General features: G+C 71.2%; 9 protein-coding genes and 2 pseudogenes. 6 read left to right on the forward strand and 5 right to left on the reverse strand.

The window, feature by feature from the left end; translation table 11 throughout:
* Positions 1-79: 79 nt before the first annotated feature.
* The 3 genes from AMK21_RS24645 to AMK21_RS24655 form a co-directional block, all read right to left on the reverse strand.
* The gene (locus AMK21_RS24645; RefSeq protein WP_073881357.1) at positions 80-1,561 is read right to left on the reverse strand and encodes a Gfo/Idh/MocA family protein; all 1,482 of its coding nucleotides are present in this window, start codon (positions 1,559-1,561) and stop codon (positions 80-82) included.
* Positions 1,562-1,805: 244 nt separating this feature from the next.
* Positions 1,806-4,787: an FAD-binding and (Fe-S)-binding domain-containing protein gene (locus AMK21_RS24650; RefSeq protein WP_073881358.1), complete on the reverse strand. Its 2,982-nt coding sequence runs from the start codon at positions 4,785-4,787 to the stop codon at positions 1,806-1,808.
* Between the two features lie 91 nt (positions 4,788-4,878).
* Entirely contained in the window at positions 4,879-5,298 is a 420-nt protein-coding gene (locus AMK21_RS24655; protein WP_073881490.1) for a MarR family winged helix-turn-helix transcriptional regulator, read from the reverse strand.
* A 208-nt stretch (positions 5,299-5,506) separates the two neighbouring features.
* Between AMK21_RS24655 and AMK21_RS24660 the strand changes: the two genes are divergently transcribed.
* Both AMK21_RS24660 and mltG read left to right on the forward strand, forming a co-directional pair.
* Positions 5,507-7,324, forward strand: a complete 1,818-nt coding sequence (locus AMK21_RS24660) for an ABC transporter ATP-binding protein (protein ID WP_073881359.1) — start codon at positions 5,507-5,509, stop codon at positions 7,322-7,324.
* A 405-nt stretch (positions 7,325-7,729) separates the two neighbouring features.
* Positions 7,730-8,581: an endolytic transglycosylase MltG gene (gene mltG, locus AMK21_RS24665; RefSeq protein ID WP_073881360.1), complete on the forward strand. Its 852-nt coding sequence runs from the start codon at positions 7,730-7,732 to the stop codon at positions 8,579-8,581.
* A gap of 12 nt (positions 8,582-8,593) precedes the next feature.
* Here the strand turns inward: mltG and AMK21_RS24670 are convergent.
* A pseudogene (locus AMK21_RS24670) lies at positions 8,594-9,698 on the reverse strand (NAD(P)-binding domain-containing protein).
* A gap of 645 nt (positions 9,699-10,343) precedes the next feature.
* Here AMK21_RS24670 and AMK21_RS24675 point away from each other — a divergent pair.
* Complete coding sequence (locus tag AMK21_RS24675) at positions 10,344-10,766, forward strand: YjbQ family protein (protein ID WP_073881361.1); 423 nt, start codon at positions 10,344-10,346, stop codon at positions 10,764-10,766.
* A 336-nt stretch (positions 10,767-11,102) separates the two neighbouring features.
* Positions 11,103-11,213, forward strand: a pseudogene (locus tag AMK21_RS36935) (polyketide cyclase); the annotation flags it as partial.
* A gap of 354 nt (positions 11,214-11,567) precedes the next feature.
* On the opposite strand, the gene AMK21_RS24685 reads toward AMK21_RS36935, so the two are convergent.
* Positions 11,568-12,404 (reverse strand): helix-turn-helix transcriptional regulator, encoded by an 837-nt coding sequence (locus AMK21_RS24685; RefSeq protein ID WP_073881362.1) that lies wholly within the window; start codon positions 12,402-12,404, stop codon positions 11,568-11,570.
* A gap of 154 nt (positions 12,405-12,558) precedes the next feature.
* On the opposite strand from AMK21_RS24685, the gene AMK21_RS24690 reads away from it, so the two are divergent.
* On the forward strand, positions 12,559-12,765 hold the full coding sequence (locus AMK21_RS24690; RefSeq protein ID WP_073881363.1) for a hypothetical protein: 207 nt from the start codon (positions 12,559-12,561) through the stop codon (positions 12,763-12,765).
* 15 nt (positions 12,766-12,780) lie between these two features.
* The gene (locus AMK21_RS24695; protein WP_073881364.1) at positions 12,781-13,296 is read left to right on the forward strand and encodes a hypothetical protein; all 516 of its coding nucleotides are present in this window, start codon (positions 12,781-12,783) and stop codon (positions 13,294-13,296) included.
* Positions 13,297-13,425: the final 129 nt, after the last annotated feature.

Here is a 13,425-nt window from a genome sequence, read left to right on the forward strand (position 1 = left end):
CCCTCCGGGGCAACCGGTTTTCCGCGGTGCGCGGCCGCCCCCGGGGTCCCGTGCCGAGCCGCACGGGACCCCGTCGCCGTCACGCGGCCGGCTTCTCCGAATCCATCCCGGACCTGGCCTTCTTCCATGCTCCCCGGGTGAAGTCCGGTATGGGGAGCGGGGCGCCCTTGGCCTTGATGGAGAGGTGGCTGAGCGGGACGGGGGCGGTCCAGACGGCCGCGTCGTACACGTCGAAGTCCGGGACCAGCCCGAGCCGCATGCACTGCATCAGCCGGAACACCATGATGTAGTCCATCCCGCCATGGCCGCCCGGCGGATTGGCGTGTTCCTTCCAGAGCCAGTGGTCCCACTCGGCGTACTTCTTGAAGTCGTCCCACCGGTGGTCCGTGTTCGTGGGCTCCAGGTAGATCCGCTCCGGGTAGTCCTCGAAGACGCCCCGGGTACCGCCGAGGCTGTTGATACGGGAGTACGGGTGCGGGCTCGACACATCGTGCTCCAGCCGGATCACCCGGCCCTTGGCCGTCTGGATCAGGCTGATCGTCCGGTCGGCGCCGATGTACGACTCCTTCCAGCTGGGGTCGCCCGCCGGCATGTGCTCCTCGCGGTACGCGGCGAGGCCGAGGGCGGGGGTGCCGATGCTGGTGATGGAGACGGCACGGTCGCCCCGGTTGACGTCCATGTAGTTGGCGACCGGCCCGAACCCGTGGTTGGGGTAGAGGTCGCCGCGCAGCCGGGTGTGCCAGAGCCGCCGCCAGGGGCCCTCGTAGTAGTCGGGGTCGAACATCAGCTCGCGCAGATCGTGGTTGTACGCCCCCGCGCCGTGCAGCAGGTCCCCGAAGAGGCCCGCGTGCGCCATCCGGAGCACCCGCATCTCGTTCTTGCCGTAACAGCAGTTCTCCAGCTGCATGCAGTGCCGCCGGGTGCGCTCGGAGAGGTCGACGAGCTGCCAGAGCTCCTCCAGGCGCATCGCGATGGGGCACTCCACGCCGACGTGCTTCCCGTTCAGCATCGCCGCCCTCGCCATCGGGAAGTGCAGTTCCCAGGGCGTGGCCACGTAGACGAAGTCGATGTCCCCGCGCCGGCAGAGGTTGACGTAGTCGTCCTCCCCCTTGGCGTAGACGGCGGGGGCGGGCTGCCCGGCGGCGGTCACCTTGGCGGCGGCCTTCTCCGTCTTGTCCCGGACCGGGTCGCAGACCGCCACGACCCGGACGCCGGGGACGGCCAGGAAGAGGTCGATCATGCTGTCGCCCCGGTTGCCGAGGCCCACGATGCCGACCCGTACGGTCGAGCGCCGGTCGAAGGGGACGTCGGCCATGGTGCGGCCCTGGCGGGCGGGGGCGGCCGTCGCTGCCTCCACGGCTCCTGCTGCTTCCGGCGTTACGGTCCCGGCGGCCGACGCGCTGCCTCCCGTGAGGGCGCTCAGGCCGAGTCCGGCGCCGGCCACGCCCGCCGTGGTCCACAGCACCGAACGGCGGCTGGGATCCTGCCGGTCGGTGTCGTCGCCGGAGTGCTGCGGGGGGAGGTCCTGCGGTGCCTGTCCGGGCCGGGCGTCGTCGTTCATCGAGCCTCCAGGTGGGGTGTGGGGGTTCTGGACGTGCGCGAGCGTGGCCCGGGTCCCGTACGGGTGTGAGTCACCCCGGGGCCGGGCCTCGGTAGGACCCTGGACGGTGAGGCTGACGGTGCGCAAGGGAGCCAACTGGACTCTCGTCCTCAAACCATGGACTTTTCTTCCAGTCATGCCAATGCCCCGACTGGTTCAACCAGTCGGGGCACCTGACCTGCGCTCGGACGGGTCCTTCGGACGCTCAGCGGCCCGGCGGTCGGGTGGCGCGCTCCAGCTCGATCAGGACCGAGCGGTAGGGGTGTCCGGTGGCCCGTTCCATGCCGATCTCGCACATGCGGTTGGCCGACAGATAGGCGTCGTACGTACGGGAGTTGACCTCGTCCGCCTCCTTCGCCGTGGCCGCATCGGTCAACTCCTTGTGCAGCATGCCCCGGTCGCCCGCGAACGCGCAGCATCCGGCGTCGTCCGGCACGGTCACGTCGTCGGCGCAGGCTTCGGCCAGCACACGCAACTGCTCTGTGTCGCCCAGGTGTTCCATGGAGCACGTCGGATGGACGACGGCCGATGCGGTCCTCCGGGACACCGTCAGCTCCGGGAGCAGCTCGCCGGCCGCCCACACCAGCGAGTCCACGACCGTGAGCTCCCGGTGCAGGGCCCGGTTGTCCTCGGTGAGGTAGGGCACGACCTCCTCGGCGATGCCGAGCGTGCAGGAGGACGCGTCGACGACCAGCGGCAGGGCCCCGCCCGCCGTCCAGCCCCAGGCCGCCTCCACGATGCGGTTCGCCATGATCCTGTTGCCCGCGTCGTACCCCTTGGAGTGCCAGATCGTCGCGCAGCACGTCCCCGCGACGTCCTCGGGGATCCACACCGGCTTTCCGGCCCGCTCGGAGACGGCCACCAGCGCCTCGGCCAGGGAGGGGCCGGGCGTGCCACCGGGTCCGGCTCCAGGTCCGTCCCCGGGTCCCGTCTCCGGGCCTGCGAAGATGCGGTTGACGCAGGCGGGGTAGTACACCGCGCTCGCCCCCACCCGTGCGGTACCGGGCAGCTTCCGGGCGGCGGGTCCGGGGAGCTGCGGCAGCCACTCCGGTACGAGATCGGGGCGCACGGCCCTACGGGCGAGCCGCGTCACGGACTCCAGCAGCCGGTCGCCGCCCCGCTCCCCGATGGCGTCCCCCGCCGCCACGGCGAGCCGCGCCGAGGCCTCCACCACGCGGAAGTTCTTCGCGGTGAGCGCGGCGATCCGCTCCTCGCGCCGGGTGTGCCTGAGGTGCCGGAACCCCTTCATCATCGCCCCGGTGTCGATGCCGACCGGGCAGGCGAGCTTGCAGGTGGAGTCCCCGGCGCAGGTGTCCACCGCGTCGTACCCGTAGGCGTCGAGCAGTCCGGCCTCCACCGGGGAGCCGTCCGCCTGGCGCATCATCTCGCGGCGCAGCACGATCCGCTGGCGCGGAGTGGTCGTCAGATCCCCGCTGGGACAGGTGGGTTCGCAGAAGCCGCACTCGATGCACGGGTCGGCGACCGCCTCCACCTTCGGAATGGTCTTCAACCCGCGCAGATGGGCCCGAGGGTCACGGTCGAGGACGATGCGTGGAGCGAGCACCCCTTCGGGGTCGATGACCTGCTTCGTCCGCCACATCAGCTCGGTCGCCCGCGGGCCCCACTCACGCTCCAGGAACGGCGCGATGTTGCGGCCGGTGGCGTGCTCGGCCTTGAGCGACCCGTCGAAACGGTCCACGACGAGTGCGCAGAACTCCTGCATGAACGTGTCGTACCGCTCGACGTCGTCGGGGCGCGCGGCGTCGAAGGCGAGCAGGAAGTGGAGGTTGCCGTGGGCCGCGTGCCCGGCGACCGCGGCGTCGAAGCCGTGCCGGGACTGGAGCTCCAGCAGCGCCTCGCAGGCGTCGGCCAGCCGGCCCGGCGGGACGGCGAAGTCCTCCGTGATCAGCGTCGTACCCGAGGTGCGGGAGCCGCCGACCGCCGTCACGAACGCCTTGCGCGCTTTCCAGTACCCGGCAATCGTCCCCGGGTCCCGGGTGAACGTGTTGGTGACGGAGGCGGCCGGAACCACCAGGTCCAGTCCCCGCATCACCTCGGCGGCGGCTTCCTCGAACGCCTCCTGCCCGGCCTCGTCCGGGGCCCGGAACTCGACCAGCAGCGCGGCCGTCTCCCGGGGCAGCGCAGCCCAGTCCGCCGGAACACCCCGCACGCTCACCGAAGCCCTCAGGGTGTTGCCGTCCATCAGCTCCACCGCGATGGCCCCGGCCTCGTTGAACCGGGGGACGGCGGCCGCGGCGGCGGTGAGTGAGGGGAAGAAGAGCAGGGCGCTGGTCACCCGGCGGTCCAGCGGCAGGGTGTCGAAGACGGTCTCCGAGATGAAACCGAACGTGCCCTCGGAGCCGACCATGAGCCCGCGCAGGATCTGGACCGGTGTCGCGCCGTCGAGGAAGGCGTCGAGGCGGTAGCCGTTGGTGTTCTTGATCGCGTACTTGGCGCGGATCCGGGCCGTCAGCTCCTCGTCCGCCTCGATCTCCGCCTTGAGCGCCAGCAGCCCCGCGCACAGCTGCGGCTCCGCGTGGGCCAGCTCCTCGTCGGCGGCGGGGTCGGCGGTGTCGACGACGGTGCCGCTCGGCAGGACGAAGGTGAGGGAGGCGAGCGTGCGGTAGGAGTTGCGGGTGGTGCCCGCCGTCATGCCCGAGGCGTTGTTGGCGACGACCCCGCCGACGGTGCAGGCGATGGCGCTCGCGGGGTCGGGGCCCAGCAGCCTGCCGTACCGGGCGAGGGTGGCGTTGGCCCGCATGACGGTGGTACCCGGCTGGATGCGGGCCCGCGCCCCGTCGTCCAGCACCTCGACACCGGTCCAGTGACGGCGTACGTCGACGAGGATGTCCTCGCCCTGCGCCTGGCCGTTGAGGCTGGTGCCCGCGGCCCGGAAGACGACCTCGCGGCCCTTGCCGTGGGCGTACGACAGGATCGCGGAGACGTCGTCGAGGTCCTCGGGGACCAGCACGACCCGGGGGAGGAAGCGGTACGGGCTGGCGTCGGAGGCGTACCGCACGAGGTCGGAGATCTTCCAGAGCACCTTGTCCGCGCCGAGCAGGGCGGTCAGCTCGGAGCGCAGGGGCTCCGGGGTGCCGGCCGCGCTCCGGTCGGTGACCCGGTCGGGGGCGGGTTCGCGTGCCGTACCGGGGCGGAGGGCTTCCGGATCGGGCTCCAGCAGCGGCATGTCGGCATCCCCTCGGCGGTCGGTGCGGGCCTGCGTGCGGCCCTGGCGGCTCGTACCCGGTTACGGCGGCCCGGTCTCAGTGGTGGCGCTCTCAGCAGTGGCGCTCCGGCATCCCGTCGACCAGAGCGGAGAGCAACTCACCCAGCACCTCGCGCTGGCCGGATGACAGTGGAGCCAGGATCTCCTCTGCGGCCGCCCGGCGCGCGTCGCGCAGGGAGCGCAGCGTGGCGCGTCCCTCGTCGGTGATCTCGATACGGACCACCCGGCGGCTGTCCGGATCCGGGGCACGGCGGACCCGCCCGCTCGCCTCCAGGGCGTCGACCAGCGTCGTCACGGCGCGCGGGACGACGTCCAGGCGCTGGGCGAGATCGGCCATCCGGGGGGTCGCGTCGTAACTCGCGACGGTCCGTAGCAGCCGGAACTGGGCCGGGGTGATGCCGATCGGCTCCAGCTGACGGCTCTGGATGCGGTGCAGCCGACGGGTCAGCCGCAGCAGCTGCTCGGCGAGCATGCCGTCGGAGTCGCGGTCACGGTCCCGGTGATGGTCATGGGCCCGCTCGGCGGCGGCTGCCGCATCCGCGGCATCGGCGTCGGAGGAATCTGAGGCGTCCATGCGGGAACAATATCAGGACCCCGTTCATTGTGAGCATAGGTAACAATGAGCTAAGCTCTTAAGGTCGGACACGTCCGGCCGTTCCTCACGCCCCACGAAGGAGCCCATGAAACCCGACGAACTCACGTGGACGCCCCCTCCAGATGGCCGCGCGGTCTCCGACCGGCCACCCGGCGAGGTGCGTCGCATCCTCCGCCTCTTCCATCCCTACCGCGGCCGCCTCGCCGTGGTAGGTCTGCTGGTCGGCGCCTCCTCCCTGGTGTCGGTCGCCTCTCCGTTCCTGCTGCGCGAGATCCTGGACACCGCGATCCCCCAGGGGCGCACCGGACTGCTGACCCTGCTCGCCCTCGGCATGATCCTCACCGCCGTGATGAACAGCGTCTTCGGCGTCCTGCAGACCCTGATCTCGACCACCGTCGGCCAGCGCGTCATGCACGACCTGCGCACCGCCGTGTACACCCAGCTCCAGCGGATGCCGCTCGCCTTCTTCACCCGGACCCGCACCGGCGAGGTCCAGTCCCGCATCGCCAATGACATCGGCGGCATGCAGGCGACGGTCACCTCCACCGCGACCTCGCTCGTCTCCAACCTCACGGCCGTCATCGCCACCGTCGTCGCCATGCTCGCGCTCGACTGGCGCCTCACCGTCGTCTCGCTGCTCCTGCTGCCGGTGTTCGTCGCGATCAGTCGCCGCGTCGGCCGGGAGCGGAAGAAGATCACCACCCAGCGCCAGAAGCAGATGGCCGCCATGGCCGCCACGGTGACCGAGTCCCTCTCGGTCAGCGGCATCCTCCTCGGTCGCACGATGGGCCGCTCCGACTCACTCACCCAGGGGTTCACCGAGGAGTCCGAGCGCCTGGTCGACCTCGAAGTGCGCTCCAACATGGCAGGCCGCTGGCGGATGTCCACCATCGGCATCGTGATGGCCGCCATGCCCGCCGTCATCTACTGGGTGGCCGGCCTCACCTTCCAGCCCGGCGGCACCGCCGTCTCCATCGGCACGCTCGTCGCCTTCGTCACCCTCCAGCAGGGCCTCTTCCGCCCGGCGGTCAGCCTGCTCTCCACCGGTGTGCAGATGCAGACCTCCCTCGCCCTCTTCCAGCGGATCTTCGAGTACCTCGACCTCACGGTGGACATCACCGAACCGGAGAAGCCCGTCCGGCTGGAGAAGATCCGTGGCGAGATCGCCTTCGAGAACGTCGACTTCAGCTACGACGCCGACGACGGCCCCACGCTCAGCTCCATCGACGTGACCGTCCCCGCGGGCACCAGCCTGGCGGTCGTCGGTCCCACCGGCTCCGGCAAGTCCACGCTCAGCTATCTCGTGCCCCGGCTCTACGACGTCACCGGCGGCCGGGTCACCCTCGACGGGATCGACGTCCGCGACCTGGACTTCGACACTCTGGCCCGGGCGGTCGGCGTGGTCTCCCAGGAGACCTACCTTTTCCATGCGTCCGTCGCCGACAACCTGCGCTTCGCCAAGCCGGAGGCCACCGACGAGGAGATCGAGGCTGCGGCCCGTGCCGCGCAGATCCACGACCACATCGCCTCCCTGCCCGACGGGTACGACACCCTCGTCGGCGAGCGCGGTCACCGCTTCTCGGGCGGAGAGAAGCAGCGCCTGGCCATCGCCCGCACCATCCTCCGCGACCCGCCGGTGCTGATCCTCGACGAGGCGACCAGCGCACTCGACACCCGTACGGAACACGCCGTGCAGGAAGCGATCGACGCTCTCTCCGCCGGACGCACCACCCTCACCATCGCGCACCGCCTCTCCACCGTCCGCGACGCGGACCAGATCGTCGTCCTGGACGGCGGCCGCATAGCCGAGCGCGGTACGCACGAGGAGCTTCTCGACCGGGACGGCCGCTACGCCGCCCTGATCCGCCGCGACTCCCACCCGGCCCCGGTCGCGGCCCCCTGACCGCGCACCGCGCGACCGGCCGTCGCCCGTCGCGCGACCGGAGCATCCTCCGGGGGGCCGGACCCCGGCGCCACCGGCCCACCGTCCGTACGGCATGATCGCCGCGCATGAGAGCTGGCCTCGGGGTCGGACTCCCTGGCCACCGCCCCGCCGACACCGACGCCTGGCTGGCCAAGCTCGGCCCCGAGAGTTACTTCCGGCCGCATCCGTACGTCCCAGATGTCCAGGGCGGGCTGCCCTTCCATGCGGCGGACCGCCACGAATCCCCAAAAGATCACGCGTTCCCGCGAACACCCGATCCCTTGTTCGTTTGTTCTGGTCGCGTGGTACGGCGTTCGTGTCGCCGGAGCCGACGCCGCCGCCGGGCTACCGGCCCCAAGGAGCGGACCGGGTTAACGTGCCCGCATGGTGAACGAGTCCCCGGACGCCCGTCCCCGTCGCAGACTCCGCCCGACCCGCCGCGGAAAGATCGTCCTGGTCGTCGCCGCGCTGCTCGTCGCGTCGGCCGCCGTACTGATCCCGCTCTCCCTGCTCGGCTCGGACGAGGAGAAGAAGGAGCGCCCGCAGAGCACTCTGGTGATCCCGGAGGGCTGGCGTGCCTCGCAGGTGTACACCGCTGTCGACCGGGCGCTCGGCCTGAAGTCCGGCACCACGCACAAGACTGCGGCGACGGTGGACCTGGACCTGCCCGAACAGGCCGAGGGCAACCCCGAGGGGTACCTCTTCCCGGCCACCTATCCGATCGACTCCGCGGCCGAGCCCGCCGGCCTGCTGCGCTACATGGCGGACACCGCCCGCAAGCGGTTCGGGGCCGACCACATCACCGCCGGGGCGCAGCGCAACAACGTCACGGTCTACGAGACGGCCACGATCGCCAGCATCGTCCAGGCCGAGGCGGACACCGCGTCCGACATGGGCAAGGTCGCCCGGGTCATCTACAACCGGCTGCTCAAGGACATGCCGTTGCAGATGGACTCCACCATCAACTACGCCCTCAAGCGTTCCACCCTGGACACCACGACCACCGATACCCAACTGGACAGCCCGTACAACAGTTACGTACGCAAGGGCCTGCCGCCGACGCCCATCGGCAACCCGGGGGATGAGGCGCTACGGGCCGCGATCAGCCCCACGCCGGGCCCCTGGCTGTACTTCGTCACGGTCGCACCCGGCGACACCCGGTTCACCGACAGCTACGACCAACAGCAGAAGAACGTCGAGGAGTTCAACAGCAACCGCCGCGCGGCCACGGGCTGACCGGAGCAGCCGTCACACGGCCGCCTCCGCCTTTCGCGTACGGTCCAGGCCACCGGTCTCCTCCAGCAGCCCCAGCACCGAGAGCACGGCGGCGCGCCCCGCCCGGTTGGCACCGATGGTGCTGGCGGACGGTCCGTACCCGACGAGATGGACGCGGCGGTCCCGTGCCGCCCGGGTGTTCTCCGCCCGGATGCCGCCGCCCGGCTCGCGCAGCTTCAGCGGCGCCAGGTGGTCCACGGCGGGCCGGAAGCCGGTCGCCCAGAGGATCACGTCCGCCTCGACGCTCCGTCCGTCGTCCCAGACCACCCCGGTCGGGGTGATCCGGTCGAACATCGGCAGCCGGTCCAGCACCCCTTGCTCACGGGCGCGCCGCACCGCGTCGGTGACCGGCAGCCCGGTCACCGACGCGGTGCGGCGGCAGCCCGTCGCGTACCCGCTCCTCCACCATCGCCACCGCGGCCCGCCCCCACTCCTCGGTGAACGGCTCGTCGCGGAAGACCGGCTCGCGCCGGGTCACCCAGAAGGTCTCGGCGGCGTACTCGGCGATTTCCATCAGGTGCTGCGTACCGGAGGCGCCGCCCCCGACCACGACGACCCGCCGCCCCGCGAACTCCTCGGGTCCCGGGTAGTTCGCCGTGTGCAACTGCCGTCCCCGGAACGTCCCCTGCCCGCGGTAGCGCGGCCAGAACGGCCGGTCCCAGGTGCCCGTCGCGTTGATCAGCGCCCGCGCGGCGTACGTACCCTCGGACGTCTCCACGAGCAGCCGCCCGCCGCTTCCCTCACGTACGGCACTCACCTCGACGGGCCGGTGAACCCGCAGCTCGAAGCGTTCCTCGTACGCCGTGAAGTACGCGCCGATCACCTCGGACGAGGGCCGATCGGGGTCGGCGCCGGTCAGCTCCATGCCCGGCAGTGCGTGCATCCCGTGGACCTTGCCGTACGTGAGGGAGGGCCAGCGGAACTGCCAGGCGCCGCCCGGCCGGGGTGCGTGGTCCAGGACCACGAAATCGCGGTCCGGCTCCAGACCGACGCGGCGCAGGTGGTGGGCGGCGGACAGCCCAGCCTGTCCGGCGCCGATCACGACCACGTCCAGCTCGCGCTCCCCAGTAATGTTCACGTTTCTACTAACTCGCGGGGTGCCCGGGATCTTCCCGGGCCCGGCCTGCACCGGTGGCGAGGTCCGGTCGACCGTGAGCCCTCACCGCCGCGCACCAGGCCGAAGATCGCCCACAGGTTCGGCGCGATCTCCAGCTTGGCCAACGGCCCGTGGTGCGCCGCAGCCACTGCGGCACGGAACGCAGCCGCACCCGGCGCGCGGACGCCGGGACGATCGGCAACGGGAGGTGGTACGGAGGGGGAATCGGGAAATGAGACACGCTGCGGCTCCCCTGGGTGTGGCGCAGCGGCCGACCCGTACGTGTCGGGAAGGCGGAAGATCGGAAGGCCGACAGGTCAGGGGTGGAGGGTCCGACGGGTGACGGGCCGAAGAAGCCCGCGTGGGCGCGCGCCGGAAAGGCACAGCCGAAGGGGGCGGAGCAGGCGCGAAGCCCCGGCCGGAAGGCGACCCGGAGGGCGCTGAGGGAACGTCAGCAGCCGCTGCGGTACGCGGCGGATGCCATCCGCAGCAGGTCGATGGGACCGCGCGAGGTGAGCAGAGCTGATCGGAACATGGCGATGTACGTGGCCATCCGGTCAGGAGACGGTCAACGGTGTCCCGGAACGTGGACGTGTGATCTCGCCCTCCGGAAGGGAAGATGGAGGCATGTCCGATTCCTTCACCACCACTGTTCTGCACATCACCACGGGTACCGCTGAGAGCGTCACCGACCTCACGCAGGATTGCGAGGAGTTCCTCACCCGGGCGGCGGCGGGCCGGGACGGCCTGTTCAACGTCTTCGTGCCCCACGCCACGGCGGGCATCGCCATCCTGGAGACGGGCGCGGGCAGCGACGAGGACCTCCTGGCCGCCCTCCACCACCTGCTCCCGGCGGACGACCGCTGGCAGCACCGCCACGGCAGCCCGGGCCACGGCCGCGACCACGTACTCCCCGCCCTCGTCCCGCCCCACGCCACCTTGCCGGTGATCGGGGGGTCGCTGGAGTTGGGGACCTGGCAGTCGGTGTGCCTGGTGGACACCAACGTCGACAATCCGGATCGTCATGTGCGGTTGAGCTTCCTGGGCTGATCAACCTCCGAACGTCGGCGGGAGGATGTGCTGACGGCCGATAGCCGACCGGGTGCGGACGCTGCCTGCGTGGTGCGGGGGTCCGTCGTGCAGATCGACGGCCAGGAAGGCGCCGGGCGGACCGTTCGGCCGCGCCCGGGGGCCATCGGCTGGAAGGATTCCGTGCCAAGCGATTCACCTTCCCGTTACGAGCGCGACCTTCGGGGCCGAACTCGAGCATGCCCCCACGGCCTGGGGCAGCGGGCCGCGCGGCAGGCCCGGCGCGTGACGTCCGGGCATTCGGCCCGCGGTGAGCAGGCGTCTGCGACTGCTTGCCGAGGCGGGGCTGGTCACCGTATGACCAGCACCCCCACCGGGCGTCGTGTGACCATCGACGGCCTGGACAGCATCGCCTTCGACCGCACCTTCCGGGCCGGCGTCAAGGACGTGTGGGCGGCGGTCACGGAGGCGCCGTTCCCGCATGCGTCTGAGCGGCTGGACCTCGGTGAAGGCGACGACGACCGCTGGACGCATGGCGCGGATCGCGCTCCTCGAACTCACCGAAGGCTGCACCGACTCGGCCGTCGAGGACGGGCCCGCAGTACAGCCCGGTAGCCGGCCACCCTGGCATGGAGGGACGCTCAACGTGACCTGTCAGGGGCATCGTTCCTGGCCGGGGCGGATCTGCCGACGGAGCCGGTCACGGGTCACGGGTGAAGCCGATGACCTCGGCCCGCTTCCAGCAGCGGTGGTACGGCCTGCGCCTACGCCCCCGTTTCTGCCGACGGCGACCGCGAGACTGGTGGGCAGAGGGCTTCCCGGCTACCGGGAATGCGAGCCGGCCGAGCCCGGGCCGGGGTGTGCGCCGGGCGGCCTGGACGTCCCGGGAAGCAGGCCCGCGTCCTGGGCACGCAGTACCGCGCTGAGCCGGTCCGCGGCCCCGAGCTTCCGGTACAGCGCGTTCAGGTGCTTGTGGACGGTGCGCGGCGAAATGCCCAGCCTGCGTCCGATCACCTCGGCGGTGAGCCCCGTGGCGAGCAGGTGCAGCACGTTTGTCTCGCGCGGGGTCAGTGGCGTCGCCAAGGCGTGGTCGGCATGCCGCCTGCGATTGCTGCCGGAGGACTCGCGCAGCGCCATCAGGAGGGAACGGTGGGCCGTCGCGGCCTTGAGCAGTGGCTGGACGCGTGCGGCGTAGCGCTCATCGTGCCGGGAGAAGTCGCCGCCGGACCGGTGCACCAAGAATCCGCTGACGTGCGGTCCCCTGCCCGGCAGCGGCAGGCCGAACACGTGCCGTGTCCCGAACGCCTGGTGGAGAGCGTCGGCGGTCTGACTGTTCTGCCAGGTCCGCGCCCCCACCACACGTGCGGCGCTCTGCGGCGTCCAGTCGGCGCTGGCCCCGTAGCGGTCGATGAAGGGGTACCCCGAACGGATGTGAGCCTGCACCGAGTCGTCACCGACGCCGACTTCCGGCAGAGGTCCTGGGGACCGGATCACCACGCTGCCCTGGTCACGTGTCCAGGGCACCTCCTTGACGACGATCAGCTCCCCGTCGAGCGCCGTGAGCAGTTCCTCGGTGAGCAAGGGCCAGACGAACTCAGGGGCCTCGGTGCTCATCACCTCGACCGCCAAGTCCAGCATGCGTGCGTACCGATCCGGCATGACGACTTCCCCCGGCGTCTCCGTGAGTGTGCCCCTTCACCGTAACCCGCCGTTGTCCATACGCACTTCTCCCCATAGCTCGGCACGGAGTGCTCCCGGCACCATCGGCTCCGGGTGGACCACGGGGTCCGCCGGACACACGGGGAGATCGCACATGTTCGGAGAGACACCAGCGGAAAGAGCCTCGTCCGTCGACGCCCAGCCGTCGGCCCGTCGTCGCCACCGGGCGCCGCTCGCCCTCAGTGGCCCGTGCGGCAACGGCTCGTTCACCGGGCAGGTCCCGTATGTCGGCGACGCCCTCAACGACGCTGTCACGTACGTGAAGTCTGGCGCGGCTGACACCGCGACCGTCAACCACTGAAAGGGCATCTGCAAAATGAGTTCACTGCGATCCGTGCTCACCTCTCTCACCGCGGTCTGTGCCCTCGCGGCCGGCCTGGCGGTCGCGGGGCCCGTCGCCCCGGCCCAGGCCGCCGCGTCGGACTGCACGGGCGGCGCCCGGGGCTTCCGCGACCACCCGGACAACGCCTCCGGGGACACCGACAAGCCTCGCAGTCTGGATCTCGGCGGTGGCGTCGTCATCACCCTGGAGAAGGGGGTGTACGGGGACCAGCAGATCGGGTTCGGGAAGATTAGCGGCCCCACCCGTCCGGGTGACAAGGTGTGGATGGACTGGCGGGCCGCCGGATGGGACGACGGAGGCAGGCCCGAATGGCCGGTCCGCCCCTGGCTCCAGTGCGGACCTTTCACCGTTCAGAGCCACGGCCAGAGCCTGACGACTCCCTTCAAGCGCACCAGCACCGACCCCAACTACCAGTTCCGGGTCTGCGGTTCGCTCGCCACCAACGGCGTCGTCCGCTGCGCCACCAAGAACGGCGTCGACTGGTGGTGACCCGCCGGTACCGCTGAGATCCGGCCCTCTCCTGGGGTCCGCCGCGGGGCACCGACCGGCAGACCGTGCCGCGACAGGCGGCGGACCGCGCCCCGGCCCACCCACCCACAGGTCGCACGCGGCATCCGA

Source organism: Streptomyces sp. CB00316 (assembly GCF_001905595.1).
Lineage (GTDB): Bacteria > Actinomycetota > Actinomycetes > Streptomycetales > Streptomycetaceae > Streptomyces.

Excerpts from the sequence above, each read along its gene's own strand:
- AMK21_RS24645 (WP_073881357.1), bottom strand. The coding sequence starts at position 1,561 with ATGAACGACGACGCCCGGCCCGGACAGGCACCGCAGGACCTCCCCCCG.
- AMK21_RS24650 (WP_073881358.1), bottom strand. The coding sequence starts at position 4,787 with ATGCCGCTGCTGGAGCCCGATCCGGAAGCCCTCCGCCCCGGTACGGCA.
- AMK21_RS24655 (WP_073881490.1), bottom strand. The coding sequence starts at position 5,298 with ATGCTCGCCGAGCAGCTGCTGCGGCTGACCCGTCGGCTGCACCGCATC.
- AMK21_RS24660 (WP_073881359.1), top strand. The coding sequence starts at position 5,507 with ATGAAACCCGACGAACTCACGTGGACGCCCCCTCCAGATGGCCGCGCG.
- mltG (WP_073881360.1), top strand. The coding sequence starts at position 7,730 with ATGGTGAACGAGTCCCCGGACGCCCGTCCCCGTCGCAGACTCCGCCCG.
- AMK21_RS24675 (WP_073881361.1), top strand. The coding sequence starts at position 10,344 with ATGTCCGATTCCTTCACCACCACTGTTCTGCACATCACCACGGGTACC.
- AMK21_RS24685 (WP_073881362.1), bottom strand. The coding sequence starts at position 12,404 with ATGCCGGATCGGTACGCACGCATGCTGGACTTGGCGGTCGAGGTGATG.
- AMK21_RS24690 (WP_073881363.1), top strand. The coding sequence starts at position 12,559 with ATGTTCGGAGAGACACCAGCGGAAAGAGCCTCGTCCGTCGACGCCCAG.
- AMK21_RS24695 (WP_073881364.1), top strand. The coding sequence starts at position 12,781 with ATGAGTTCACTGCGATCCGTGCTCACCTCTCTCACCGCGGTCTGTGCC.